This window comes from Microbacterium mangrovi, from assembly GCF_000802305.1.
Lineage (GTDB): Bacteria > Actinomycetota > Actinomycetes > Actinomycetales > Microbacteriaceae > Microbacterium > Microbacterium mangrovi.
This window is the reverse complement of record NZ_JTDK01000010.1, coordinates 1-24,643: the sequence shown is the minus strand read 5'-3', so window position 1 is coordinate 24,643 and position 24,643 is coordinate 1. Positions and strand designations below refer to the sequence as shown.

Sequence of the window (24,643 nt, the reverse complement as noted above, 5' to 3'; positions counted from 1 at the left end):
GGGCCCCGCTTGCGTGCATCGAGTGCTCAGCCGCCGTACGAGCCGCCGTACTGCTGGACGAAGCGGTTCATGATCTCCGCCGTCTGCACGCTGATGACGGCACCGCCGATCCAGCCGATCACGATCGAGGCGACGAAGACGGCGATCATCGCCCACAGCGGACCGAGCGAGCGGCCGCCGCGACGGTGCACCACGACGGTGCGGCCGATGATGTAGACGAGACTGCCGAGGAACGCCCACGCCCAGTGGAACGGCTTCACGTAGCCGCGCCGGACCAGCTCGCGGTGGTCGAAGTACGAGAACACCACCGTGGCGGCGTACACGAGCAGCCCGACGATCAGCAGCGCGGCGTACCAGCCGTTGAAGAAGGTCCCGAGCATCGCCGCGCTCAGCCGGCTCGCGCCCTCGGGCGTGGACGGGTCCACGGAGCCCATCTGCGCGACGAACGAGCTCATCGCCGCCGGGATGCTGAGGGTGTAGCCGAGCGAGAGCACGACGTCGATGATCGGCAGCAGCGCCACCAGCCACGCCCACACCGTCGTTCCCGGCGTCCCCGGCTCGACCTGCGGGTACTGGCTGACGGGTGCGTAGGCGCCCTGCTGGGCGTATCCCTGCTGATACCCCTGCTGCGCGTACCCCTGCTGCGCGTAGCCTCCCGGCGCCGTGGGCTGGGCGGGGGTCGGAGGCTGCGTCGCGGCCGTCCACTGGGTGCCGTCCCACCACCGGGTGACACCGTTCTGATCGGGGTACCACCCCGGGGGAATGGAGGTCATTGTGCGCCTTCCTTGTCGATCGGGAGATGACGTTCCCACCAGTCCAGGATCGCCCCGAAACGTTCGATCCGGTGCCGCGGACGCCCACTTCGGCTGAGCTCGTGGTTCTCACCCGGGAAGATGAGCATCTCCGCCTCCGTGCCCTGGCGCTTCAGGGCCGAGTAGTACCGCGTCGCCTGCTCGAGCGGGCAGCGGTAGTCCTGCTCGGAGTGGATGACGAGAGTCGGCGTCGTCACCTGCGAGACGACCGCCATCGGGCTCTGCCGCGCGATGTCGGACGGGTCCGTGCCGACGTACTCGTCGCCGAAGAACGTGCCGATGTCGCTGGTGCCCTGGAAGGTGGCCGGGTCGAGGAATCCCCGCTCCACGATCGCACCGGCGAACCGGTGGTCGTGGGCGATCGTCCACGCGGTGAGATACCCGCCGTAGGAGCCGCCCTGGATGCCGACGCGACGCGGGTCCAACCGGGGATCGGACGCGAGCGCGCCGTCGAGGAAATCGAGCACGTCGGTGAGGTCGACGGTGCCCATCGCCTGCCGGATCGCGCGGCCGTGCGCACGCCCGTAGCCCGCCGACCCGCGCGGGTTGCAGTAGACGACCGCGTACCCGGCATCCACGAGCACCTGCGTCTCGTCGAACAGGTGCACGTCGTAGGACGCGTACGGACCGCCGTGGATCTGCAGGATCACCGGGAACGGGCCGTCGCCGTCGGGGGTGGCGACCCAGCCGTGCACCGGGTAGCCGTCGCGTCCGGGGACCTCGATCTCCGTCGGCAGGACGACGCCCGCCGCCTGGGCGGCTGCGCCGAAGTCGGTGAGGATGCCGTGACCGGCCAGCACGAGCTCGCCCATCGAGTCCGGGGTGGCCACGGTGGCGACGACGACACCGCCCGCGGCGGCGTGCCCGACGACGTCGAGATCGCCTTCGACCACCGGGGAGACCGCACCGGAGCGCGTGACCCGTAGCAGGTGCACCCGCCCGCGGGTGGGATGCCGCACGAGCAGATCCTCGCCGTCGAAGCCGAGGTCGAGGGCGTCGTCGCCCAGCTCGAGCCGATCGGGATCGGTGAGCCGGCGGGGCGCGTCGCCGTCGAGGAGATAGAGCGCCACCCCCGCGGCGACGAAATCGACCCCGTCCGCGCCGACGTCGGCCGCGAGGATCGCGACCGTGCCGTCCTCGGCCACGGCCAGGTCGCCGACCGTCAGATCCGCGTCGCGGTCCAAGACCACCCGCTGCGCACCGTCCGCCACGCCGATCGCGATCAGGCGGGAGCGCAGATCCGGATGCCAGGGCTCGATGTCGTCCGCGACGACGAGGATCTCGGATCCGTCCGCGCTGAACGTCGGCAGGCGATGCGCGGTGCTGCCCGATGTGAGCCGGTCGGCGACCGCCGCCACGACCGGGCGGCGCGGCGGAGCCTCATCGGCGGGTGCCGGCGCGGGCTCGTAGAACGGCTCCGCGTCGAGGTCCGGGGCGTCGACCACGAACAGTTCCGGGACCCGGTCCACGATGTAGCCCTCGCCGTTGGCGTGCCAGCGGATCCCGGTGACCCGGCGCGGCGGCTCGGCCGCGGCATCCAGTCCCTCCACGGTGCCGTAGCGGCCCGGCTCGGGAACGGACGCGACATAGGCGAGGCGCGTGGCGTCCGGCGACCAGGCGAACCCGGACACACCGATCGGGGCGTCGGTGGCCTGGACCGGTTCGCCGCCGCCGGAGGCGACCACCCAGATCTGTGCGCGGCGACGCGCATCGGCGCGCAGGAACGCGACAGCGGACCCATCGGGCGACAGCCGGGGCGCCGTGTCAGCGGTCCCCCGGGTGAGCCGGCGCCGGGCCCCGCCGGGCAGCTCGACCCGCCACAGCTGGCCCACGTTGCGGTTCGCGGTCGGATCCGGGCGGGAGCTCGAGACGATCGCGAAGTCTCCCCCGGGCGACAGCTGCGGCCGCCCGAGGGAGATCAGCATCCCGATGTCGGACGCGCGCATGTCACTCCGCGGCGAACGAGCCGAGGTCGCCGACGAGGCGTTCGTTGTCGGCCGGGACCGGGTCGATCGCCGCCTGGGCGACCTCGGCGGCGAACTCGGCCACGTTGTAGAGCTTTCCGGCGTCCTCGCGGCGCTGCGAGATCGCCCCGGGGTTGGCGCGCTCGAGGAGCGTCGCGGTGATGGTTCCCTCGATCATGTCGCCGGAGACCACGACGAACCCGATCCCCTTCTCGGCGAGGGCCGGGATCTTCTCGCGCAGCGCGTCCTCGCCGGCGCGCTTGGAAAGCGCGACCGGCTCGTACTCGGGCATGGTCGGCGTCGTGCGGATGAAGTGCGCCTGGTGGCTGGTGACGAACACCACGCGGCCGCCGTCGCGCAGCAGCGGGGTCGCGGCATCCAGCACCCGCACCTGCGCGTCGCGGTTCAGCTGCAGGGCGTAGTCCTCGGCCATGCCGGACTCCATGCCGCCGGACGCGTTCAGGACGAGGATGTCGAGACCCCCGAAGGCCTTCTCGACCTCGGCGAACATCGCGTTCACCGAGTCCGGGTCGGTGAGGTCCGCACCCACCACCAGCGCCTCGACGCCGAGACCGCGCAGCTCGTCGGCCAGCTTGTTCGCACGCGGAGCCTTGTTGCGGTAGTTGATGACCACGTTCGCGCCCGCCTCGGCGAAGTAGCGGACGGTGTCGGCGCCGATTCCACGCGACGATCCGGTCACGAGGGCGGTCTTTCCGGCGAGGGCGCCGGCGGGAAGGATCTGGGACACAGAGAGCTCCTAGATTTCGGAGTGGGAGACCCTTCGACACTACCGCCGCGCCCGCCCCGGCGCGTGTTAAGTTCAACCTCAGGGAAAGGGACTGCAATGTCGACCATCGTGGATTTCGCATGGATCGCCTGGCTCGTGCTGATGGCGGTGTTCCTCGTGATCGAGATGCTCACGCTCGACTTCACGTTCCTGATGCTGGGGATCGGCGGCCTCGCCGGACTCGCCGCGGACCTCCTCGGGGCGCCCATCTGGCTGCAGGTGATCATCGCCGCGGTCGTCAGCGCTCTGCTGATCTTCCTCCTTCGTCCGCCGCTGCTGCGACGCCTGCGCCGCGGCGAGGACGCCGCCAAGACGAACGTGCCCGCGCTCATCGGACAGCCGGCGCGCGTCGTGGAGACCGTCACCGATTCCTCCGGGCTGGTGAAGCTCGCCAACGGCGAGACCTGGACGGCGCGCGCCACGTCGAGCCCGCCGCTCGGGCCCGGTGAGGACGTCCGGGTGCTCCGCATCGACGGCGCCACCGCCTTCGTGCACAAGATCGAGGAGAAGAAGTCGTGAACCCCGACCAGATCATCCCGACCACGATCGGCTGGGTGCTGGCCGTCGCGGTCTTCATCTTCGTCGTCATCGTCATCACCCGGGCGGTCCGGATCATCCCGCAGGCGACCGCGGGCGTGGTCGAGCGGCTGGGCCGGTACCACAAGACCCTCACCCCCGGACTGAACCTGCTGGTGCCGTTCGTCGACCGCCTCCGGCCGCTGCTGGACATGCGCGAGCAGGTCGTGACCTTCGCGCCGCAGCCCGTGATCACCGAAGACAACCTCGTCGTGTCCATCGACACCGTCGTCTACTTCCAGGTGACCGATGCGCGAGCTGCGACGTACGAGATCGCGAACTACCTCGGCGCCGTCGAGCAGCTGACCATCACGACCCTGCGCAACGTCGTCGGCGGTCTGAACCTCGAAGAGGCGCTCACCAGCCGCGACAACATCAACGGGCAGCTGCGCGTCGTCCTCGACGAAGCGACCGGCAAGTGGGGCATCCGCGTCTCCCGCGTCGAGCTGAAGTCGATCGACCCGCCGCACTCCATCCAGGACTCGATGGAGAAGCAGATGCGCGCCGAGCGTGACCGCCGTGCCGCGATCCTCACCGCAGAGGGATCCAAGCAGTCGCAGATCCTCGAAGCCGAAGGTCGCCGGCAGGCCGCGATCCTGCAGGCCGAGGGCGACAAGCAGGCACTCATCCTGCAGGCCGAGGGCGAGAAGCAGGCCCAGGTGCTGCGCGCCGACGGCGAAGGGCAGGCGATCCAGACCGTCTTCAACGCCATCCACCTGGGCAACGCCGACGACAAACTGCTCGCCTACCAGTACCTGCAGACGCTGCCGAAGATCAGCGAGGGCGCGTCGAACAAGCTCTGGATCATCCCCGGCGAGTTCACCGACGCGCTCAAGGGCCTCGCCGGCTCGTTCAGCGCCGGACGCGGTCCGGTGATCCCGGGCACCCCGACGCACACCCCCGCCGAGAGCTCCACTGCACCCGACGGCCCCGCCGCTCCCCCGGTCACCGGGCCGACCCCGGTGTGACCCACCCCTGGTTCGCACCGCCCCGCCCCCGCGTGCTGGCGCACCGGGGACTGGTCACTGCGGCAGCGGCGGCCGACCGCGTGGCGGAGAACAGCTTCCTCGCCGTGGCCGCCGCGCACGCGGAGGGCATCGCCTACGTCGAGTCCGACTGCCACCTCACCGCCGACGGCGTCGTCGTGCTCTGGCATGACGCCGATCTGCGGCGGATCACCGGGGACGCGCGGACGGTCGCCGACTGCACCGTGGCCGACCTCGAGCGGCTGATGGCGGAGCGCGGCGGCCTCATCACGCTCGCGCAGGCCCTCGACACCTTTCCGACGCTCCGGTTCAACCTCGACGTGAAGGCGGATGCCGCCGCCGAGCCGACCGGACGCCTGGTCGCCCGACACGCGGACCGCGTGCTGCTCACGAGCTTCTCGGACGAACGCCGCCATGCCGCGCTCACCGCCGCCTATACGCGCGGCGGGCACCCGGCGACCTCGGCCGGCACGGCCACGGTCGCGCGGGCGGTGGCTGCGGTGGCCTCGCGGTCGCGAACCCTGCTCGCACGCGCGCTGCGCGGGATCGATGCCGTCCAGGTGCCCGAGAGGCAGTCGCGCATCCGCATCGTCACCCCGCGCTTCGTGGCCGCGTGTCACGACGTCGGCGTCGAGGTGCACGTGTGGACGGTGAACGCGCCCCGCGACATGCAGCGGCTGCTGAATCTCGACGGCCACGGGCTCCGCGTCGACGGTCTGGTCACCGATCGCGCGGACGTCGCCGCCCGCGTGGTGCGCGCACTGCGCGACACGCGGAACTGAGTCCGAGGAGCCATGGGACTCGGTCCCACTGTGCATTGACTGGGAAACCTCTTGCATCCCTCCCCGTTCGGATTATCCGCCCAGCTGGGCGCGTTATACCTGTACAGCGACGAGAGGACCACACAATGGCAGACCGCAGCCTGCGCGGCATCCGACTCGGCGCCCAGAGCTTGCAGAGCGAAGAGGGCGTCGTGTTCATGGAGCGCGCCGAATACACCTACACGTGCACGGCCTGTGGCCGTGACACCAAGCTGATGTTCGCAGCCGACGCCGAGGCGCCGGAGACCTGGGAATGCCGCACCTGCGGCGGCGAGGCGACCCTGAGCGTCAATGGGACGGCCGTGACGGTCGACCACTCCGGCGACAAGACCCCGCGCAGCCACTGGGACATGCTGCTCGAGCGCCGCACGCTGCCCGAGCTCGAGGAGCTCCTCGAAGAGCGCCTGCAGTTCGTGCGTGCACGCCGTGGCGCCGGTCAGGACGTCACCAAGGAGCGACTGAGCGCCTGAGCGCCGGTCACACGCTGTCGACGCCGGTCCCCGCGGGGGCCGGCGTTGTTGCGTCCGCTGCGCGCGCGCGACGACGGCGCCGCATGATCAGGCCGGCCAGCGCGAGTGCGGCGAGACTCCCCCACGCGAGGATGCCGTCGATCCAGGCCCCCGCGCTCATCGCGGGGGTGAGCCCGGTGCGCAGCGGGACGTCGGTGAGCATGTGGCCCGCCGTGTCCGCGGGGATCCGGTCGAGTTCGGACCCGTCGGGCGCGATCACCTGACTCGTGCCGACGGTGGAGATGTTGACCACCGATCGGCCCGTCTCCAGGGCGCGGGCGCGGGCGAACGCCAGCTGCTGGATGTTCTCGTCGGTGCCGCGGAAGTCGGCGTTGTTCGTCTGGAAGACGAACAGGCGCGCGCCGTCGCGGGCTCCGGTCCGGATGACGTCGTCGTAGATCACGTCGAAGCAGATCGCGAGGCCGACTCCGACGCCTTTCACCGTCACGATGGGCGGGGTCGTGCCGGGCGTGTACCCGCGACCGATCAGGCCGATGAGGCTCGGCGCCAGCGGCTCCCAGAACGATCGATCGGGCACGTATTCGCCGAACGGCACGGGATGCCACTTCGCGTAGGACTGCGTGATGCCCTTACCCGCCATCCACAGGAACGACAGGTTGTAGTCGTTGCCCGCCTTCCGGACCGCCGCGTTCGCGAGGAGGGGTGCCCCGGCCTGCTTCTGGATGCCGTCGAGGACCGCCGCCGTGGGGGCATCCTGGGTCGGGTCGTACTCCACGCCGCCCTCCGGCCACGCGAGCAGATCCATCTTCTGGCCGAGCAGCGGGCGGGTCGCCGCGACCTGGGCGTCCAGCACGGCGTAGTCGGTGCGCTTGTCGAAGTAGCCGGTCGGGCCGTTGCCCTGCGCGGCGCCCACGCGCATCGTGCCGGCGGGCGTCGTGGGGAACTGCGGGACGAGCAGCAGCACGAGCGCCACGATCGCCACCGGCGCGGCCGTGCGCAGATCGCGCCAGGTGCCGATGCGCGCGTACTCGATGGCCGAGGCGCACAGGAACACGATGAGGAAGCCGACCCCGCTCATCCCGACCCACGAGAGCAGGTGACCGAGCGGGCTGTCGACCTGTGTGACGCCCAGCCGTCCCCAGGGGAAGCCGCCGTACGGCCAGTGGCCGATGAGCTCCTCCCGGGCGATCCAGAGGCCCGCCACGACCGCCGGCAGCGCGACCAGGCGCCCCCATCGCCCGGGGGCGACCCGCGGCAGCCATCGGTACGCCAAGGCGATCGGGATCGCCATCGCGGCGGTGATCAGCGCTTCGAGGACGGACAGCGCCAGCCACGGGATGGGGCCGAGGTAGCGGGACGTGAAGGCGACGTTCACGAGGTAGAACCCGAGACCGTTCACGAAACCGACCAGGAACGCCGACCACGACCGGCGCCCGGTCAGCGGCAGGAGCGTCAGCGGGACCGACAGGAAGACCACCGGCCACCAGCTCAGGGACGGGAAGGCGAGCGTCTGCAGGAATCCCGCGATGGCCGACACGAACGTGGCGATGCCGAGCGGGAGGATGTGACGGACCGGGTCGCGCGGGCGGAGGTCGGCGCCACGGGTCGGCGGGAGCGCCGGGCCCGCGGAGTCGGTCGTCACAGCCCGCTGTAGGCCACGATGCCGCGGCGCACGGCATCCAGCCCCTGCCGCGCGGTGCGCGCCAGCTCGGGTTCGGCGACCAGCGAGAGCTGGTCGAGCAGGTCGATCGTCTGCTTGCACCAGCGGACGAAGTCTCCGGCGGCCATGTCGGCCTGGATGAGCACGCGCTCCAGCGAGACGCCGCGAGCCCAGGAGTGCATCGCGAGCGCGAGCCCCGTCGCGGGCGGCTCGGACCCGGGCAGCCGGTTGTCGCGCTCGAGGTCGTCGAGCTCGGCCCACAGGTTTCCGGTGGCATCCATCGCCTTCGCGAACTGCCCCTTCGGGACCGCGCCGTCGCGGTCGTCGCGCCGCGGCTCGTAGACGAGCGAGCACACGATCGCCGCGAGCGTCGGCACGTCCAAGCCCTTCCAGAGCCCCTGACGCAGGCTCTCGGCCACCAGCAGGTCGCGTTCGCCGTAGATGCGACGCATCGTTCGTCCGGCGTCGGTGAGCACCGCCCGATCGCCGTCGAGGCGGACGTAGTCGAGGGTCGTCAGCACGTCCACCACGCGGTCGAAGAGACGCGCGACGGTTCCGGTGCGCGACGCGATCTGCCGGCGCAGCTTCGCCGTCGACTTCTCGAGCTTCTCGGTGCGCTTGGCCCAGCGTTCGCGATCGGACGCCTTGCGGGACTTCTCGACGGCAGCGCGATACCCCTGCAGGGATGCCTCGGCATCCTGCACCTGCCGGGCGAGGCCGACGACCGCGCGGTCCGCCTGGAACTGCGCGAACGACGACTCGAGGATCTCGCGCGCGCGGCCGCGACCGAACTGGTCGATGAGGTTCACGGCCATGTTGTAGGTCGGACGGAAGCTGGAGTTGAGCGGGTAGGTGCGGCGGGAGGCGAGGGAGGCCACCGACTGCGGATCCAGCGCCTCGGTCCACTGGATGACGGCGTGACCTTCGACGTCGATGCCGCGGCGACCGGCCCGGCCGGTGAGCTGGGTGTACTCCCCCGGCGTGATCGCGACGCGCGCCTCGCCGTTGAACTTCTGCAGCTTCTCGAGCACCACCGTGCGCGCGGGCATGTTGATGCCGAGCGCGAGGGTCTCGGTCGCGAAGACCGCCTTGACGAGCTTGCGCTGGAAGAGCTCCTCGACGACCTCCTTGAACACCGGCAGCAGGCCGGCGTGGTGGGCGGCGACCCCGCGCTGGAGGTTGTCGAGCCACTCCCAGTAGCCGAGCACGTCAAGGTCGGTGTCGTCGAGCGTCGCCGTGCGCTCCTCGACGATCTGACGGATCAGCGAACGCTCGTCGGGCGTGGTCAGCCGGATGCCGGAGCGTCGCACCTGGTTCACCGCGGCATCGCAGCCGACGCGGCTGAAGATGAAGAAGATCGCCGGCAGCAGGTTCGAGCGTTCCAGGAGCGCCACCACGTCGGGGCGGTCCATGCGCTCGATCCGCTGCACGTTGGCCGACCGCACCGGGCGCTTCGCCCCGCGATAGGGACGCCGGCCCGAGCCCTCGTACCCGCCGTGTGAGCGGAACTCCTGCGCACGGCGGTTGTTCTCGAAGTTCGCGCCTTTGAAGGAGCGGATGCGCATCAGCTCCTGGTTGACCTGCGCAGCCGCGACCCCGGCGCGGTCGTCGAACAGCGGCAGGAGGTCTCCGCGGACCAGCACGTGCTGCTCCAGCGGCACCGGACGGATCTCGGAGACGACGACCTGCGTGTCGCCGCGCACGGTGCCCAGCCAGTCCCCGAACTCCTCCGCGTTCGAGACGGTCGCCGAGAGGGAGACCAGGCGCACCTCGCGCGGAAGGTGGATGATGACCTCTTCCCACACCGCACCGCGGAAGCGATCGGCGAGGTAGTGGACCTCGTCCATGATCACGTACCGCAGATCGCCGAGGGCCGCGGAATCCGCGTAGAGCATGTTCCGGAGCACCTCGGTGGTCATCACCACGATGCGGGCATTGCCGTTGATGTTCGTGTCACCGGTGAGGAGTCCCACCGCGTCGGGCCCGTACACGTCGACCAGCTCGCGGAACTTCTGGTTCGACAGGGCCTTCATGGGCGTCGTGTAGAACGCCTTGGCGCGGGCATCCTGCATCGCGAGGTGGATCGCGAACTCGCCGACGATCGTCTTTCCGGCTCCCGTGGGCGCGGCCACGAGCACGCTGGAACCCTGCTCGATCGCCTGGCACGCGGCGATCTGGAACGGATCGAGTCGGAAGGGGCGAGAGGCGGCGAACGCCGAGGTCTGGGGGTGGCCGGTGTCGCCCTGGTCGCTCACGCCACGGGCTCCGGCGGGAGCAGACCCTCGGCATCCTGTCGCTTGCGCTTGCGACGATCGAACAGCATCGACAGGAGTGCGGCCGCGAAGTACAGCACGCACAGGATGCCGCCCAGAAGCAGCATCGACGTGACGTCGGCGGCGGGGGTGGCGGCGGCCGCGAACACGCAGATGATGATGATCGCGACGCGCCAGCCCTTGAGGATGGCGCGCCCGCTCATGATGCCCGCGAGATTCAGCGCGACCAGGAAGACCGGCGTGATGAACGAGACGCCGACCACCAGCAGCAGCTTGAAGACGAAGTCGTAGTACGCCGAGTAGTCGTAGAACTGCGAGACGCCCTGCCCGTTGGGCACGAAGTTGCCCATCAGCTCGATCATGTGCGGCACGATCAGGAAGCCCGTGTACAGGCCCGCCGCGAACAGCGGCACGGCCGCCGCCACGAATCCGACGGTGTACCGGATCTCCTTGCGGGTGAGCCCGGGCATCACGAACGCCCAGATCTGCCACAGCCAGACCGGCGCGGAGATCAGGATGCCGATCGAGAACGCGATCCGCATGCGCAGATCGAAACCGCTCGTGACCGTGTTGAAGTTCAGCTTGGTGTACGCGTGGTTGTGCGATGCCGCGACAGCCGCGATCGGCTGCGTCAGCAGATCGATGACCGGCCCGCTGATGAGGAAGCCGATCACCATTCCGAGGATCAGCCCGGCGGCAGCGATGAACAGTCGCTTGCGCAGCTCCAGAATGTGCTGCCCAAGCGACATGCGCTTGTCGTGCCGGGGCTCGTCAGGCTGCTGCACGAGCGGCGGACCAGCCGTCGCCACAGGTCAGGCTGTGGTGTCGGAGCTGCCCGGCTTGGTCTCGGGCTGAGCCGGAGCCGGGGTCGCCACGGGTGCGGCGACGGGAGTGTCGGAGGCCGCGGGCGTCGCCGTCGACGTCGACGCGGCGTCTTCGTCCTTCATCGCCTTCATCTCGCCCTTGAACACTCGAGCCGACTGGCCGACGCTCTTGGCGAGAGCAGGAAGCTTCGCGGCACCGAACAGAAGCAGGATCACCGCGACGATGATCAGCAGGTGCCAGCCTGTCAGACCGCCCATGACTTTTCTCCTTTGGAAGGGGGTGTGCGGTCAAGTGTAACCCGGCCCGCAGTGCCCACGCTCCGAATAGGTTACCGGTATTGCTCGAGGCCCGCCTGCGCCCACTGCGCGGCGGCACGCCGTGCCGCCGGCGGGGCGACCACCTCGACGAGGCCTCCGCGGCGCGCCGCCAGCCGCTTGACGCTCTGCGCGTCGGCCACGCGCACCGTGGCGGTGGTGACGCCGTCGACCGTCACCGACTCCGCGCGCCCCAGCAGATCGCCGACGAGCCGCTCGGCACCCGCCGCGAAACGCAGCTGGACGATCGGATCGTATTCGCCGGGCTCGAACAGTCCCGGCAGCGGCTCGGTGCCGTGCGTGATGGGGATGTCGGTGAGCGCCACCTCGCTGACCCGCTCGAGATGGAAGGTGCGCATGGCCTGACGCAGATGGCACCAGCCCTGCAGGTACCACTCGCTGCCCTCGATGTGCACCTTGACCGGGTCCACCGTGCGCCGCGTCGGCGGCGCATCCGGGGCATGGTAGCCGAACGACACGGCGACGCCACGACGCAGCGCCTCGCTGACCGTCGCCCGGACCTCGTCCACGCGCTCCGGTGCGACGATCACGTCGGCCGGAGTGTCGGCGGCGCCGCGCGCGAGCTTGCGCAGCAGTCCGTCGAACAGAGCGGTGTCGCCGATGCCGGGCACCGACCGGGCCAGCTGCAGGCCCGCGAGCAGTGCCGCCGCCTCTCGGGCGCTGAGTTTCGGGGCGCGCTCCAGCGCGACGGTGTTGGTCAGGGCGATGACGTCGTGCTCGTCGAGCAGGTCCCAGTCGATCTGGAACAGGTCGTCGTCCATCTGCCAGTAGCCGCTGTCGCCCGGCTGGCCGAGCACCGTGAGCTTCTCGACCATCGCGCGCATCTCGTCGGTCGTGACGTCGAAGTCGCGGGCGGCCTCGTCGAGCGGGACCTCGCCCTTGCCGACGATGTACGGGACGAGCTGCAGGATGAGCGCGGCGCGCTCGGTCGCCATGACGGGAAGTGCCATCAGCGCACCCCCGGCCGGTCGTCGTGATCCGCGGCGTGCAGCGCCCACGTCGCCTCCAGGCGCCGGACGACCTCGTCGCGCAGCCGCGGCGGATCGACCACTCGCACTTCCGGACCGTACGACGCCAGCTCGTCGGCGAACACGTGCAGGTCCACGAACGGCACCAGGATCCCCTGCTCGGGCGGGTCGTCGGTGACCACGCGGCGCGAGAGCCGAAGGGCCGCCTCGCTGCCCGGATGCACCTCGAGGTGGGCGCGCTGGCGCTTCGCGAGCTCCTCGAGCCCGGCCAGGGCGCGCTCGCCCGCGCCGTCGCGCAGTGCGGGGTCGAACTTCTCCCGGGTGACCCGGATCGGGCCGACGATCCGCGGGAGGAGGAAGGTCCGGGGGGCGCCGGCCGTGGCATCCTCGCCGTACACGTGCCAGCGCCCCTCGTACTCGATGAGGGCGAGGGGGCGGATGCGTCGCTCCACGGGAGCGGACTCGCCGGGTTTCAGGTACGGGAACGTGATCGCCTTGCACTGCTCGATCGCGCGCTGGAGCGGGACGAACGCGGCATCGTGCAGGTTGATCCGCGGCGAGATCCCGATGATCTGCTCGTCGACGTCGCCGCCGAGGGCGCGGATCTTCCGCAGCCCGCTGCGCGCCTCGGCGGACAGGGAGCTCTGCTGCCACACGTTGCCGGCGAGGTTGAGCAGCGCGATCTCGGCCGCGGTGAACTCGATGTCCGCGGGCAGCTCATACTCCGCCTGCGGAATCCGGTAGCGCGCCTCGCGGAGGTCGTCGGGGTCCCCGTATTCACCGATGGTCTGGATGCGCAGCCCCAGTTCGCGCAGACTCTGCTTGTCGCGCTCGAACATCTTCTCGAGGGCGTCCCGGCCGACGCCGTCCTCGCCCGCTTCGCGATAGCCTGCCACGGCGGTGAAGACGGTCTCCTTCGTGAGGCCGATCTGCGTCGACATCAGAGCGACCGTCAGGTTGACGAGTCGCTCCTCGGGCGGGATGCGCACGCGCGAGGCATCGGTGTCGGCAGGCACGCCCCAATCCTATGGGCGCTCAGCGTCGTCCGGCCCGTTACTGGGCGGCGGTTCCCGGGGCGTCGATCCCGAGGATGTCGAACACGTAGATCTGGGTGCCGGTCTGTCCGGCGCTGCCCGCGGAAGGCGGGACGATCGCCATCACCTGCGATCCGACGGTCTGCCCCTCGAGCGCGGCACGGATCCCCTTGGCCTGCTGGCTGACCGGCAGAGAGGTCGGGGCGGTGTCCCACGTGTTGGATGCCACCGACTTGTCGGACCAGTTGACCACGAGCCGGTGCACGCGCACCTGCGAGTCGGCCTTCACCACGGCGCCGTCGCCGCGCTTGAGCGTCTCGATGGTCAGCGTCGTCGGCTGGCCGCCGTCGGGGACGACGACGCCGGGACGCCCGTCGGGAGCGCGGACGACAGCCGGCATCCCCCAGCCCTGGTTGTAGACGTTCGTTCCGTCAGCGGCCGCGAGGTACACCTTGTGCACATCGACGACCGCGACGACCGAGTCGTCCGGCGAGATGCGGAACGACTGGGCGACCCCCGCGGCGAGCCCGCTCGGCGGAATCGCCGCGACGACGCGCGAACCCGCCGACGCGCACTGCAGCGGGGTGCGCAGACCCGGGAACTGCTTGGTGATCGTCGACAGCTGGAACACCTGGGTGAGGTCGCCCGTGTACCCGGTGCTCGCGATCGTCTTGCCGGTGGTGCCGTCGTAGAAGGTGGCATCCAGCACGAGCATCTGCTGCGACGTGGTGATGCCGGGATCGCCCTCGCCCTCGTGCACGGTGCGGTACGCCGTCGTCGTGGTGTGCAGCGGAGTGTGCATCGTGACGGTCGGACGCGCGCCCTGAGCGCCCGTGACCGTGATGAGGCCGGTCACCGCGGGGTCGGAGTCCGACACCGGCGTGCACGACGATGCGGGGCCGGTGGAGCACCCCACGAGGGTCACGGCAGCGAGGCCCAGGACGGCGAGGACGGCGGGAAGTTTGCGCACCGGATCAGTCTAAGCGGAAGGGGACGGGCGCCTCAGTCGTCGCCCGCGGCGCCGGCATCCGCCTCGTCGTCCGCCGTCGTCGCGCGCAGCACCCCCGCCGCCGCCCGCTCGGCGTCGCGCAGGCGCTTGCGGAGGTTCTTGTCGGTGATCTGGCGGTCTCCGACGGCACCGGGCGTCCACAGCTCGACGTCTTCGTCGCCGTAGGCCGTCTTTCGCACCGCACGCTTGCGGACGTCCGGCGGCACGGCGCCCGGGGCGAGGCGCCGAGCCGAGATGAGGAACCCGGTGTGCGCGACCATCCGGTGGTCCGGGCGCACCGCGAGGCCCTCGACGTGCCAGCCCCGCACCATCGTCTCGTTCGCCTCGGGCTCCGTGAACAGCCCCGTACCGCGCAGGTACTCGGCCACGCGGCTCAGCTGGGTGGCCGTGGCGACGTAGCAGGTGACGACACCGCCGGGGGTGAGCGCTTCGGCGACGGCGTCGATGCAGTCCCACGGTGCGAGCATGTCGAGAACGACCCGGTCGACGCTGCCCGCGTCGACCGTCTCGGGCAGAGCCTCGGCGAGGTCGCCGAGAGTGATCGACCAGTTCTCCGGCGTCGCTCCGAGGAAGGTCGTCACGTTCGCGCGTGCGACGTCGGCGAACTCCTCACGGCGCTCGAACGACAGCAGGCGCCCCTCGCGTCCGACGGCGCGCAGCAGGGAGAGCGACAGCGCCCCCGACCCGACCCCGGCCTCGACGACCACGGCACCCGGGAAGATGTCGGCCTGCGCGATGATCTGCGCGGCATCCTTCGGGTACACGATCGCCGCACCGCGCGGCATCGACAGCACGAAGTCGCGAAGCAGCGGGCGCAGCGCCAGATACTCGGAGCCGGCGCTGTTCTCGACGACGGAGCCGTCGGGAAGCCCGACCAGGACTTCGTGCTTGAGCACGCCGTGGTGCGTGTGCATCTCGCCGCCCTCGGTGAGGGTGATGGTGCTCAGGCGACCCTTCGGTCCCGTCAGCTGCACGCGGTCCCCGTAGCGGAACGGGCCGGACGGGCGCAGGGCGGGATCAGTCATGGTGGGCCTTTCGGTGGTTCTCGTGCAGGGCGGCGAGGTCGTCGACGGTGCGTGCGTCGAGCGACGGCCACACGGCGTGCGCGCCGGCGCCGACCAGCGACACGTGCAGCGGCACGCCGAGCGAGGTCGCCCCCGATGCCACCGCGGAGCGCAGCCCGGTCGGTGAGTCCTCGATCGCGACGCAGTCGCGGACGTCGACGCCGAGCGCCTCGCACGCCTGGAGGTACGGGTCGGGGAAGGGCTTGGGGCGGGTGACGTCGTCCCCCGCGATCACGACGTCGAAGGCATCCGGCGCGACGCTCTCGACGATCGTCAGGGCCATGCGGCGCAGCGACATCGTGACCAGCGCGGTCTTGACACCACGCTCGCGCAGCTGGGCGAGCAGCTCGCGGGCGCCCGGGCGCACCGTGACACCGTCGCGGACGACCGCGGCCATGACCTCGCCGGTCAGGTGGGAGACGATGTCTTCGGCGGCCATCCGCACTCCGGCATCCTGCAGGATCCGCGCCGAGTCGAGCAGGCCGCTTCCGACCAGCCGCATGGCGTCTTCGTGCGTCCATGATCCGCCGAACTGCCGGACGAGCCGGGTCTCGGTCTCCATCCAGAGCGGTTCGGTGTCGACGAGCGTGCCGTCCATGTCCCACAGAACGGCGGCGGGCAGGGGCGCGGATGTCACCGGACGATCATACCGGCGCGTCGTCTCAGGCCGAGATCACGCCCAGCGAGAGCAGGATCAGCAGCGTCGAGCCGAGCGCGACGCGATACACCACGAACGGCAGGAAGCTGTGCTTGGAGATCCACTTCATGAAGAACGCGATCACCGCGAGTCCCACGCCGAACGCGACGACCGTGGCGACCAGCGTCTCGGCCATCGTGAACACCTCGACGGTCGGATGCTTGAGCGTCTTGTACAGCTCGTAGAGCCCGCTCGCGAACACCGCGGGGACGGCGAGGAGGAAGGCGTAGCGCGCGGCATCCGCCCGCTTGTAGCCGAGCAGCAGCCCGGCGGTGATCGTGCCGCCCGAGCGCGAGACGCCCGGGATGAGGGCGAGGGCCTGGGCGAGACCGTAGATGATGCCGTGGCCGACGGTGAGCTGGCTGATCGTGCGGCGCTGCGCGCCGATCATGTCGGCGATGCCGAGCAGGACGCCGAAGAGGATGAGGCTGCCCGCGATGATCCACAGGGAGCGCAGAGTCGTCTCGATCTGGTTCTGGAACAGCAGCCCCAGCACGGCGATCGGAATGGTGCCGATGATGATCATCCAGCCGAGGCGGGCGTCCGGGTCGTTGCGCGGGATGCGTCCGAACAGCGCCCGGAACCAGTGCCCCACGATGCGCACGATGTCGCGCCAGAAGAACACCAGCACGGCGGTCTCGGTGCCGAGCTGGGTGATCGCGGTGAACGCGGCGCCGGGGTCTTCGGCGCCCGGCAGGAAAGCGCCGACGATGCGCAGATGAGCGCTCGACGAAACCGGGAGGAATTCGGTCAGGCCCTGGACGAAGCCGAGGAAGATCGCCTCGAGGAAGTGCATGGAGAGTCTTTCGGTCAAGCGGTCAGCAGCAGGTCGGTGAGTACCCGCTGCCCGAAGACGAGGCTATCCAACGGGACGCGCTCGTCCACGCCGTGGAACATTCCGGTGAAGTCGAGGTCGTCCGGGAGCCGGAGCGGCGCGAATCCGTAGCCGGTGATGCCGAGCTGCGAGAGAGCCTTGTTGTCGGTGCCGCCGCCGAGGAGGTACGGGATGATCGGGGCGTCCGGATCGTGACGGCGCAGGGATGCCGCCATGGCGTCCACGAGGTCGCCCTCCGCGGGGGCTTCGAGACCGATGTCCTGCACGACGATCTCGAGCTCGATGTCGTCGCCGACGATCTCCCGGAGCGCGGCGAGAGTCTCGTCCTCGTGACCGGGAAGGGTGCGCACGTCGATGAGCGCCTCCGCACGGTCGGGGATGACGTTGTGCTTGTACCCCGCGGTGAGCCCGGTGGGGTTGGCGGTGGTGCGCAGGCTCGACCGGAGGAACCGGGCGGCGGGGCCGGCCTGCGCGGCGAGCGCGTCGGGATCGGTCTCCTCGGTGCCGGTGAGCTCCTTGAGCCCGGTGAGCGTGCGTGCGGTCGTCTGGGTGAGCTGCACCGGCCACGGGGAGCGCCCGAGGGCGGCGACGGCCTCGCTCAGCCGGGTGACGGCGTTCTCCGTGTGCAGGCCGCTGCCGTGCCCGGCCCGGCCGCGGACCACGAGCTTCAGCCAGATGAGCGCCTTCTCGCCGGTCTGCAGCAGGTACGCGCGCTTGTCGCCGACGGTGATCGAGTACCCGCCGACCTCGCTGATCGCCTCGGAGGCGCCGGCGAACCACTCCGGCTTGTCGCGGACGACGAGTGCCGAGCCCTCGACTCCCCCGTTCTCCTCGTCGGCGAAGAAGACCACGATCAGGTCGCGTGCGGGCCGGCGACCGGAGCGCAGGATGTCGGCCACCGCGGTGAGGATCATCGCGTCCATGTTCTTCATGTCGACGGCGCCGCGACCCCACAGCATCCCGTCGCGGATCTCGCCCGCGAACGGGTCGACGGACCAGTCCTGCGCCATCGCGGGCACGACGTCGAGGTGGCCGTGCAGCACGAGCGCCGGACGCTCGGGATCCGCCCCGGGAATCCGCACCATCACGTTCGTGCGCCGGTCGAGCGGTTCGTACAGCTCCGGCTCGAGTCCCAGCGCCCGCAGGTAGTCCGCGACGTACTGCGCGGCCTCCCGCTCCCCTTCGGCGCGGCCGCCGCCCCAGTTCGTGGTGTCGAAGCGGATGAGGTCTCGTGCGACGCGCACGACCTCGGGCAGGTCGGTGGGATAGGTCATGTCCTTCAGGCTATCGGCGGATGCCGCGGCGCCCTTCCGCCGCCCGTCGCACTCCGTCACCTCGATGCCCCGCGCCGCGCCGCGCCCGGGGTGCGGCCGGTTCGGAGTGCGCAGGGAATCGTGATAGTGTCATCTCTCGTTGCGGTGCGAGCCGCACCACCACCTGCGCGGGTGGCGGAATAGGTAGACGCGCTAGCTTGAGGTGCTAGTGCCCGTTAAGGGCGTGGGGGTTCAAGTCCCCCCTCGCGCACAGAAGAACGAAGGCCTCCCGAAAGGGAGGCCTTCGTCGTTTCCGCTCAGCGCTGCGGCTGCTTCCAGACGCTCTGGCCGACGATGACCATGAGCACGACGAGGCCGATCGACAGGACGATGTGCCCCATGCCCGCCATTCCCGAGACCGCCGGAGAATCGACCGGTCCGTTCAGGGCGAGCACGCCGTGCACGGCCACCATCCCCGCGCTGAGCAGCACGCCGGCGTTGTAGACCCAGAAGAACACCGGGAACAGCGCGCGCTGCCCCAGGTGCACGACGCGGTCGAGCACGAGCACCAGCAGCGAGGCGAGGAAGCCGAGCGTGAGCAGGTGCGTGTGGAGCACCCCCAGTTGGAGTGGCTGACCGTCGGGAAGACCGGCGTTCTTGGTGAGCTCCCGATACAGGAGTCCGGCGCCGAGGCCGAGGGCGAGGTAGACGCAGGTCGCGACGAAGAGGAAACGCTGGGCATGTGCACGCATGGAAAGGAACCACCTTCAGGTTTTCTGAAACTGGTTTCAGTCTACGTGAAGGATGGTCGAGGTCAGCCGAGGGTCACGTCGAAGAGCAGGCCGAGCACATAGGTGACGGCCGCCGCTCCGAACCCGATGCCGAGCTGACGCAGCGCGCGGCGCAGCGGCGGCGCTCCGGAGAGGAGGCCCACCATCGCACCGGTCGACATCAGCACGATGCCCACCAGCAGCAGGGCCAGCAGGATCGCCGCCAGGCCCGACATCCCGAAGATCCAGGGCAGCACCGGGATGATCGCACCGGACGCGAAGAAGCAGAAGCTCGACAGAGCAGCACCCCACGCGCTGCCGACGACCTCGTGGTGGTCCGCACCGGTCGCGATCGGACCGGTCGCCGGTCCGAGGCCGCCGGGAAGCTTCGACGCCTCGATCGCCCGGCGGGCACGTGCCTGCGCCTCGGCCTCCGGCATCCCGCGGGTGCGATAGACCAGGGCGAGCTCGTTCGCGTCGAGGTCGAGGTGGGCGAGGGCCGCGTCCGCGTAGTCGCTCGGCTCGGTCGAGGCCAGGAGTTCCCGCTGGGATCGCACGGAGACGTACTCCCCCGCGCCCATAGACAGTGCACCGGCGAGGAGCCCGGCGATGCCCGAGAACAGCACGAACTTCGGCGCCACCCCGGTCGCCCCGATGCCCATCACCAGTGCGAGGTTCGACACGAGACCGTCGTTCGCTCCGAAGACGGCGGCGCGGAAGGTTCCGGACAGTCGTCGGCGTCCGCGGGCGGCGAGGCCGCGCACCACCTCCCGGTGCACCTTCTCATCGGCCGCCATCGCGGGCGTCGCGTGCGGGTCGTCCTCATACGGCGACCGGTCCTCGGCGTTCTGGGCGAGCGCGAGCACGAAGATCGATCCGAAGTGCTTCGCCATCCAGCCGAGCAGGCTCGTCCCGAAGGATGCCCGCGGAAGCGAGGACGGCTCCCCTCCGAGCAGCTGCAGCCAGTGCGCCTCGTGGCGTCCCTCCGCGTCGGCGAGCGCCTGCAGGATGTCGGCCTCCTCGCCGTCGCGGCGACCGGCGAGCTCCCGGTAGACGCGGGCCTCCGCCCGCTCGTTGACGAGGTACTGCGCCCAGCGGCGACGGTCGCGGGCGGTCGGTGCGGCAGACGGCGAGGCGGATGCGGGCGCGCTCAAAGAACCCTCCAGAGGGCGACGGTGATCAGGGATGCTTCCACGCTAACCAGCCGACGGAGGCGGATCCGACGATTCGCCGGGATTGCCAGCATTTCGGACCTCCGAAGCCAGCTCCGCCAGCAGGGCCCGCTCCCCCGTCCGCATGACCCGGTCGTGCACCGCGACGAAGACCGGACGCAGGACGCGGGCGGTGGCGTTCATCCACGCACGACGGGTGGTCACCGTCCATCGGATGGTGATGAGCGAGCCGCCGACCGACGTGCGGGTGAGCTCGATCGATCCGGTCCCCTCGAGGTCGCCGGTGCTCTCGGCGGCGATCCGGATGCCGGGCTGGACGTCCGTGAGGCGCAGCCGCATCCGCAGCACGTAGCCGGCGGGGCTGCGCACCCGGAAGGTCAGCTGCTCCCCCGGTGCGATCCGCACGGGCGGATCGGGCACGCTGACCCCAGGCCACCAGGAACGGTCCGACAGCACCACGCCTTCCAGCAGCGGCCAGCACCGCTCCGGTGGGGCGGGGGCGTCCCAGCGGGACTCGAACGCGTAGGCGGCGTCCATGCGCCGAGCCTAGAACCGCGGCATCACGAGTGCACGCGTCGGCGCAGCACCTCGATGCGGGCCTGCAGCTGCGTGACGGTGGCCTGGGCGACCGCGGGGCCGCCGCACACCCGCCTCAGCTCGGCGTGCACCGATCCGTGCGGCTCGCCGCTCTGCCGCGCATAGAGCCCGACGAGGCTGTTGAGCAGCTGCCGCTGTTCCTTGAGCGTCCGGTGCAGCGCCTGCGGCGGGGCATCCGTCATCGTCTCGCCGTTCGCCGGGGCCCCCTCGCGGGCCTCTCGGGCGGTGCGGTGCCGGCTCTGCCGCGCCTGCCGCTGCATGAGGAGCTCATGCACGTGCTCGGGCTCGAGGAGGCCGGGGAGACCGAGGAACTCCTCCTCCTCGGGGGTACCGGGGACCGCGAGCTGGCCGAACTCTCGGCCGTCGAACATCACTCGATCGAAATGCGCCTGCGAACCGAGCGCCTGGTAGGAGAACTCCTCGGTGAGAGCGTCGGATGCCCGCTCTTCGCGCTCGGCGGCATCCATCATGTCTTCTTCGGCGTTCCACTCGTCGCCGTCGCTCTCGCGGTCGAGGGCATGGTCGCGCTGCCTCTCGAGCTCGTTCGCGAGGGCCAGCAGCTGCGGCACGTTCGGCAGGAACACACTGGCCGTCTCGCCGCGACGGCGGGCGCGCACGAACCGGCCGATGGCCTGCGCGAAGAAGAGCGGCGTCGACGCGCTCGTGGCATAGACGCCCACGGCCAGCCGCGGCACGTCGACGCCTTCGGACACCATGCGCACCGCGACCATCCAGCGGCTCGTGCCCTGCGAGAACGTCTCGATGCGTCCGGATGCCTCCGCCTCGTCGGAGAGCACCACGGTCGGCTGCTCGCCGCAGATGTCGTGCAGGATCTGCGCGTAGGCGCGCGCCGCCGTCTGGTCGGTGGCGATCACCAGGCCGCCGGCGTCGGGCACCTGCTCGCGCACCTCGGACAGCCGCCGGTCGGCGGAGCGCAGCACGGCCGGGATCCAGTCGCCCTCGGGGTTCAGCGCGGTGCGCCACGCCTGCGACGTGATGTCTTTGGTGTTGTCCTGGCCGAGCTGCGCCTCCATCTCGTCGCCCGTCTTGGTGCGCCAGCGCATGTGCCCGGCGTAGACGAGGAAGATGACCGGCCGCACGACGCCGTCTTCGAGCGCGCGGCGGTACCCGTAGGCGTAGTCGGTGCGCGAAACGCGGATGCCCTTCTCGTCGGGGTGGTACTCGACGAACGGAATGGGCGCGGTGTCGCTTCGGAACGGCGTGCCGGAGAGCAGGAGTCGCCGGGTCGCGCGGCGGTACGCATCGCGCAGCGCGTCTCCCCAGCTGAGAGCGTCGCCCCCGTGGTGCACCTCGTCGAGGATCACGAGCGTGCGCTTCTCGAGGATGAGCTGCTCGTGCACCGACGACTTCACCGCGACCTGGGCGTACGTCACGGCGACACCCTGGTAGTGGCGGGCAGGACTCGTGTGCCGGTTGCTGAACTCCGGGTCGATCCGGATGCCGACCCGCGCCGCCGCGTCCGCCCACTGGGTCTTCAGGTGCTCGGTGGGTGCGACGACCACGATGCGATCCACGATGCGGCGCCGCAGCAGCTCGCTGGCCAGACGCAGAGCGAACGTGGTCTTGCCGGCGCCCGGGGTCGCCGCGGCGAGGAAGTCGCGCGGACCGGCACCGACGCCGTCGGGACCGTCGAGGCTGAAGTACAGGTCGAGCGCCTCGGCCTGCCAGGCGCGCAGCCGCTGGGCGGTGCCCCACGGGGCGCGCTGCGGATACGACGGCGACAGGTGCTCGGCGGCGAAGCTGGCGTGGCGGCCGTCCGCGGGACCGGTCATCGGCCCGGGCCGAGGTGAGCGGGTGTCGGAGACGGCGGTGCCGGTGTGCGGTTCGGAGGAGATGGCTTCGACCCGCCCGGCATCCTCTGCTGCGGCATCCACTGTCATCGGCATCCTCCCCTCTGCGCCCGATCCACCCTAAAGGTTCGCGGGTCGCCGTCCCTCGGCAGGAGCTTAAAGAGGGGCTCCGACGTTCGCGGGTTCGGTTAGCCTGGACAGCGGTCGCCGAGGAGAGAACATGCCAGAAACGCCCCCGCCGCGCAGTCCGTTCGTGTCGAACAGCGAACCGCACCCGTGGCACCGCTACGTCGCCATCGGGGATTCGTTCACGGAGGGCGTCGGAGACCCCGAGCCCCGGCTCCCGAACGGCTGGCGCGGCTGGGCGGACCGCGTCGCGGAAGTCCTGGCGGCCGGTTCGGACGACTTCGCGTACGCGAACCTGGCGGTGCGCGGAAAGCTCATCCGGCAGATCCTCGACGACCAGATCGAGCCGGCCCTGGAGCTGCGCCCGGACCTCATCACCCTGTCTGCCGGAGGCAACGACGTCATCCGTCCCGGTCACGATCCGGACACGGTGGGCCAGCTGTTCGAGGATGCCGTGGCGCGTCTGTCGCGGGACGGCGCGACGATCGTCGTGTTCACCGGCATCGACACGAACTTCACGCCGGTGTTCCGCGGCATCCGCGGCAAGGTCGCGATCTACAACGAGAACATCCGGGGCATCGCCGACAAGTACGACTGCATCGTCGCCGACCAGTGGGCTCTGAAGTCCATCCAGGACATGCGGTTCTTCGACGACGACCGTCTGCACATGAACCCGCTCGGGCACCACGAGGTCGCCCGCATGGTGCTTCGAGCGCTGAACGTGCCCAACGAGCTGCAGCCCATGCAGCCCGACCCGCTGCCGTTGCGGGGCTGGCGCGAAGCGCGGGCCCACGACCTGGTGTGGGCGCGCGAGTACCTCGTCCCGTGGGTGCTCCGGCGGCTGCGGCACCAGTCCAGCGGCGACCACGTGCTTCCCAAGCGCCCGGATGCCGCGCCGGTGCTGCGCCGGGAGGACTGACGGCTTTCGACCCCGTCGCGCCGGTGCACCCCGCCGGGCGCGATCCCTCGTACGATGACGCACATGGACGAGGTGTTCGCGGTCGTCGAGCTGGCGTTCGAGGCGCTCGGCGTCGCCGTGCTCGTGATCGGGCTCGTGATCGCCGTGGTGCTCGGCATCCGGTCGCTGCTTCGCGGTGAGGGCGGTCAGCAGGCTTTCCAGGTCGTGCGGACCACGTTCGGCGGTGCGATCCTGCTCGGTCTCGAGGTGCTCGTCGCGTCCGACCTCATCCGGACCCTGGGCGATCCGTCGCCGCAGGACGCCCTGGTGCTGGGCCTCATCGTGCTGATCCGCACGATCCTGTCGTGGTCGATCCAGGTGGAGATCGAGGGCGCCCTCCCGTGGCGGCGGGCCGCGCTGACGAGCGGTGCGCAGGTGATGGCGCGGCAGGTCCGGCGGGATCGGGATGCCGCCGGTGCGGCGTCCGCGGGGGCGACAGCGGACGACTGACTGCGTTCGGGTGGCGTTCAGTGCGCCACATCATGGTGCGCTTGATCGTGATCGCAGCTGTGTTCGAATGTTCCTTGCGCAGTGTAGTATTTGTGTACTATGGTGGGGGTATGGACGATCCGGTTGACTCGTGGGGTTCGGAGGAGGAGTGCGGGTGGGTGGCGCCGGTTCCGGATGCGCTGGATCTGGTGGCGGATGCGGACATGCTGGTGTGTGTGCGGGCCGCGGAGCGGTTGCAGCGGATCGAGTGGTACCGGCGGGAGGCGGTCGCGGACGCGGCACGGCATGGGCTGGGGCGGGATGTCGCGGAGCGGTCGGCCCGGTTGGAGTTGGCGTGCGTGCTGCGGGTCGGGGAACACGCCGCGGGGGTGCTGCTGGGCCGGGCGGAGG

Annotated in this window: 24 protein-coding genes, 1 tRNA gene and 1 pseudogene; 8 read left to right on the top strand and 18 right to left on the bottom strand. The window is 70.6% G+C overall.

Features of this window, described 5'->3' with window-relative positions:
* Positions 1-26 precede the first annotated feature (26 nt).
* From LK09_RS10850 to LK09_RS10840, 3 genes are read right to left on the bottom strand one after another with little or no spacing between them, the layout of a single operon-like run.
* Positions 27-773: a DUF2510 domain-containing protein gene (locus LK09_RS10850; RefSeq protein ID WP_052226673.1), complete on the bottom strand. Its 747-nt coding sequence runs from the start codon at positions 771-773 to the stop codon at positions 27-29.
* Positions 770-2,758, bottom strand: coding sequence for a S9 family peptidase (locus tag LK09_RS10845; protein WP_039399195.1), 1,989 nt, complete (start codon positions 2,756-2,758; stop codon positions 770-772). Before LK09_RS10845 ends, LK09_RS10850 begins: the two co-directional genes overlap by 4 nt.
* Before the next feature lies 1 nt (position 2,759).
* Positions 2,760-3,524 (bottom strand): SDR family oxidoreductase, encoded by a 765-nt coding sequence (locus tag LK09_RS10840; RefSeq protein WP_039399193.1) that lies wholly within the window; start codon positions 3,522-3,524, stop codon positions 2,760-2,762.
* A gap of 96 nt (positions 3,525-3,620) precedes the next feature.
* Between LK09_RS10840 and LK09_RS10835 the strand changes: the two genes are divergently transcribed.
* The 4 genes from LK09_RS10835 to LK09_RS10820 all read left to right on the top strand — a co-directional run bounded on the left by LK09_RS10835 (position 3,621) and on the right by LK09_RS10820 (position 6,416).
* A complete protein-coding gene (locus LK09_RS10835; RefSeq protein ID WP_039399191.1) occupies positions 3,621-4,082 on the top strand; it encodes an NfeD family protein in 462 nt (153 codons plus the stop codon).
* Positions 4,079-5,107 (top strand): SPFH domain-containing protein, encoded by a 1,029-nt coding sequence (locus LK09_RS10830; protein ID WP_082008200.1) that lies wholly within the window; start codon positions 4,079-4,081, stop codon positions 5,105-5,107. Before LK09_RS10835 ends, LK09_RS10830 begins: the two co-directional genes overlap by 4 nt.
* Positions 5,104-5,907 (top strand): glycerophosphodiester phosphodiesterase family protein, encoded by an 804-nt coding sequence (locus LK09_RS10825; RefSeq protein ID WP_039399189.1) that lies wholly within the window; start codon positions 5,104-5,106, stop codon positions 5,905-5,907. The genes LK09_RS10830 and LK09_RS10825 overlap by 4 nt, the downstream gene beginning before the upstream one ends.
* 125 nt (positions 5,908-6,032) lie before the next feature.
* A complete protein-coding gene (locus tag LK09_RS10820) occupies positions 6,033-6,416 on the top strand; it encodes an RNA polymerase-binding protein RbpA (protein ID WP_039399187.1) in 384 nt (127 codons plus the stop codon).
* Between the two features lie 7 nt (positions 6,417-6,423).
* On the opposite strand, the gene lnt is transcribed toward LK09_RS10820, so the two are convergent.
* From lnt to LK09_RS10765, 11 genes are all read right to left on the bottom strand, one after another.
* Positions 6,424-8,058, bottom strand: coding sequence for an apolipoprotein N-acyltransferase (gene lnt / locus LK09_RS10815; RefSeq protein ID WP_082008199.1), 1,635 nt, complete (start codon positions 8,056-8,058; stop codon positions 6,424-6,426).
* A complete protein-coding gene (locus LK09_RS10810; RefSeq protein WP_039399185.1) occupies positions 8,055-10,331 on the bottom strand; it encodes a DEAD/DEAH box helicase in 2,277 nt (758 codons plus the stop codon). Before LK09_RS10810 ends, lnt begins: the two co-directional genes overlap by 4 nt.
* A complete protein-coding gene (tatC, locus tag LK09_RS10805) occupies positions 10,328-11,098 on the bottom strand; it encodes a twin-arginine translocase subunit TatC (protein ID WP_039399183.1) in 771 nt (256 codons plus the stop codon). The genes LK09_RS10810 and tatC overlap by 4 nt, the downstream gene beginning before the upstream one ends.
* A gap of 63 nt (positions 11,099-11,161) precedes the next feature.
* Entirely contained in the window at positions 11,162-11,431 is a 270-nt protein-coding gene (gene tatA, locus LK09_RS10800; RefSeq protein ID WP_039399181.1) for a Sec-independent protein translocase subunit TatA, read from the bottom strand.
* Positions 11,432-11,502: 71 nt separating this feature from the next.
* Positions 11,503-12,459: a helix-turn-helix transcriptional regulator gene (locus tag LK09_RS10795; RefSeq protein ID WP_197061029.1), complete on the bottom strand. Its 957-nt coding sequence runs from the start codon at positions 12,457-12,459 to the stop codon at positions 11,503-11,505.
* Positions 12,459-13,493, bottom strand: a complete 1,035-nt coding sequence (locus LK09_RS10790; protein ID WP_039399179.1) for a helix-turn-helix transcriptional regulator — start codon at positions 13,491-13,493, stop codon at positions 12,459-12,461. The genes LK09_RS10795 and LK09_RS10790 overlap by 1 nt, the downstream gene beginning before the upstream one ends.
* A 37-nt stretch (positions 13,494-13,530) precedes the next feature.
* Positions 13,531-14,481 carry an FKBP-type peptidyl-prolyl cis-trans isomerase gene (locus LK09_RS10785; protein ID WP_039399177.1) on the bottom strand — a complete coding sequence of 317 codons (951 nt, stop codon included), beginning with the start codon at positions 14,479-14,481 and terminating at the stop codon, positions 13,531-13,533.
* 32 nt (positions 14,482-14,513) lie between these two features.
* The gene (locus LK09_RS10780) at positions 14,514-15,545 is read right to left on the bottom strand and encodes a tRNA (adenine-N1)-methyltransferase (protein WP_039399174.1); all 1,032 of its coding nucleotides are present in this window, start codon (positions 15,543-15,545) and stop codon (positions 14,514-14,516) included.
* Entirely contained in the window at positions 15,538-16,221 is a 684-nt protein-coding gene (locus LK09_RS10775) for an HAD family hydrolase (RefSeq protein WP_269430932.1), read from the bottom strand. The genes LK09_RS10780 and LK09_RS10775 overlap by 8 nt, the downstream gene beginning before the upstream one ends.
* Positions 16,222-16,246: 25 nt before the next feature.
* Positions 16,247-17,077, bottom strand: coding sequence for an undecaprenyl-diphosphate phosphatase (locus LK09_RS10770; protein ID WP_039399172.1), 831 nt, complete (start codon positions 17,075-17,077; stop codon positions 16,247-16,249).
* Between the two features lie 14 nt (positions 17,078-17,091).
* Positions 17,092-18,390: a M20/M25/M40 family metallo-hydrolase gene (locus LK09_RS10765; RefSeq protein WP_039399171.1), complete on the bottom strand. Its 1,299-nt coding sequence runs from the start codon at positions 18,388-18,390 to the stop codon at positions 17,092-17,094.
* Positions 18,391-18,555: 165 nt separating this feature from the next.
* On the opposite strand from LK09_RS10765, the gene LK09_RS10760 reads away from it, so the two are divergent.
* Positions 18,556-18,640, top strand: a tRNA-Leu gene (locus LK09_RS10760).
* A gap of 46 nt (positions 18,641-18,686) precedes the next feature.
* Here the strand turns inward: LK09_RS10760 and LK09_RS10755 are convergent.
* The 4 genes from LK09_RS10755 to LK09_RS10740 form a co-directional block, all read right to left on the bottom strand.
* Positions 18,687-19,121: a DUF2871 family protein gene (locus LK09_RS10755; RefSeq protein ID WP_039399169.1), complete on the bottom strand. Its 435-nt coding sequence runs from the start codon at positions 19,119-19,121 to the stop codon at positions 18,687-18,689.
* 62 nt (positions 19,122-19,183) lie between these two features.
* Positions 19,184-20,293, bottom strand: a complete 1,110-nt coding sequence (locus LK09_RS10750; protein ID WP_039399167.1) for a VIT1/CCC1 transporter family protein — start codon at positions 20,291-20,293, stop codon at positions 19,184-19,186.
* 42 nt (positions 20,294-20,335) lie between these two features.
* Positions 20,336-20,848 carry an SRPBCC family protein gene (locus tag LK09_RS10745; protein ID WP_039399165.1) on the bottom strand — a complete coding sequence of 171 codons (513 nt, stop codon included), beginning with the start codon at positions 20,846-20,848 and terminating at the stop codon, positions 20,336-20,338.
* Positions 20,849-20,871: 23 nt separating this feature from the next.
* Positions 20,872-22,701 (bottom strand): DEAD/DEAH box helicase, encoded by a 1,830-nt coding sequence (locus LK09_RS10740; RefSeq protein WP_039399643.1) that lies wholly within the window; start codon positions 22,699-22,701, stop codon positions 20,872-20,874.
* Between the two features lie 238 nt (positions 22,702-22,939).
* Between LK09_RS10740 and LK09_RS10735 the strand changes: the two genes are divergently transcribed.
* The 3 genes and pseudogenes from LK09_RS10735 to LK09_RS10725 all read left to right on the top strand — a co-directional run.
* Positions 22,940-23,764 carry an SGNH/GDSL hydrolase family protein gene (locus LK09_RS10735; RefSeq protein ID WP_039399164.1) on the top strand — a complete coding sequence of 275 codons (825 nt, stop codon included), beginning with the start codon at positions 22,940-22,942 and terminating at the stop codon, positions 23,762-23,764.
* Between the two features lie 63 nt (positions 23,765-23,827).
* A complete protein-coding gene (locus LK09_RS10730) occupies positions 23,828-24,253 on the top strand; it encodes a DUF1622 domain-containing protein (RefSeq protein WP_052226672.1) in 426 nt (141 codons plus the stop codon).
* A 110-nt stretch (positions 24,254-24,363) separates the two neighbouring features.
* Positions 24,364-24,643: pseudogene (locus tag LK09_RS10725) on the top strand (hypothetical protein); the annotation flags it as partial.

Excerpts from the sequence above, each read along its gene's own strand:
- LK09_RS10850 (WP_052226673.1), bottom strand. The coding sequence starts at position 773 with ATGACCTCCATTCCCCCGGGGTGGTACCCCGATCAGAACGGTGTCACC.
- LK09_RS10845 (WP_039399195.1), bottom strand. The coding sequence starts at position 2,758 with ATGCGCGCGTCCGACATCGGGATGCTGATCTCCCTCGGGCGGCCGCAG.
- LK09_RS10835 (WP_039399191.1), top strand. The coding sequence starts at position 3,621 with ATGTCGACCATCGTGGATTTCGCATGGATCGCCTGGCTCGTGCTGATG.
- LK09_RS10820 (WP_039399187.1), top strand. The coding sequence starts at position 6,033 with ATGGCAGACCGCAGCCTGCGCGGCATCCGACTCGGCGCCCAGAGCTTG.
- tatC (WP_039399183.1), bottom strand. The coding sequence starts at position 11,098 with ATGTCGCTTGGGCAGCACATTCTGGAGCTGCGCAAGCGACTGTTCATC.
- tatA (WP_039399181.1), bottom strand. The coding sequence starts at position 11,431 with ATGGGCGGTCTGACAGGCTGGCACCTGCTGATCATCGTCGCGGTGATC.
- LK09_RS10795 (WP_197061029.1), bottom strand. The coding sequence starts at position 12,459 with ATGGCACTTCCCGTCATGGCGACCGAGCGCGCCGCGCTCATCCTGCAG.
- LK09_RS10780 (WP_039399174.1), bottom strand. The coding sequence starts at position 15,545 with ATGACTGATCCCGCCCTGCGCCCGTCCGGCCCGTTCCGCTACGGGGAC.
- LK09_RS10770 (WP_039399172.1), bottom strand. The coding sequence starts at position 17,077 with ATGCACTTCCTCGAGGCGATCTTCCTCGGCTTCGTCCAGGGCCTGACC.
- LK09_RS10765 (WP_039399171.1), bottom strand. The coding sequence starts at position 18,390 with ATGACCTATCCCACCGACCTGCCCGAGGTCGTGCGCGTCGCACGAGAC.
- LK09_RS10755 (WP_039399169.1), bottom strand. The coding sequence starts at position 19,121 with ATGCGTGCACATGCCCAGCGTTTCCTCTTCGTCGCGACCTGCGTCTAC.
- LK09_RS10745 (WP_039399165.1), bottom strand. The coding sequence starts at position 20,848 with ATGGACGCCGCCTACGCGTTCGAGTCCCGCTGGGACGCCCCCGCCCCA.
- LK09_RS10740 (WP_039399643.1), bottom strand. The coding sequence starts at position 22,701 with ATGACCGGTCCCGCGGACGGCCGCCACGCCAGCTTCGCCGCCGAGCAC.
- LK09_RS10735 (WP_039399164.1), top strand. The coding sequence starts at position 22,940 with ATGCCAGAAACGCCCCCGCCGCGCAGTCCGTTCGTGTCGAACAGCGAA.
- LK09_RS10730 (WP_052226672.1), top strand. The coding sequence starts at position 23,828 with ATGGACGAGGTGTTCGCGGTCGTCGAGCTGGCGTTCGAGGCGCTCGGC.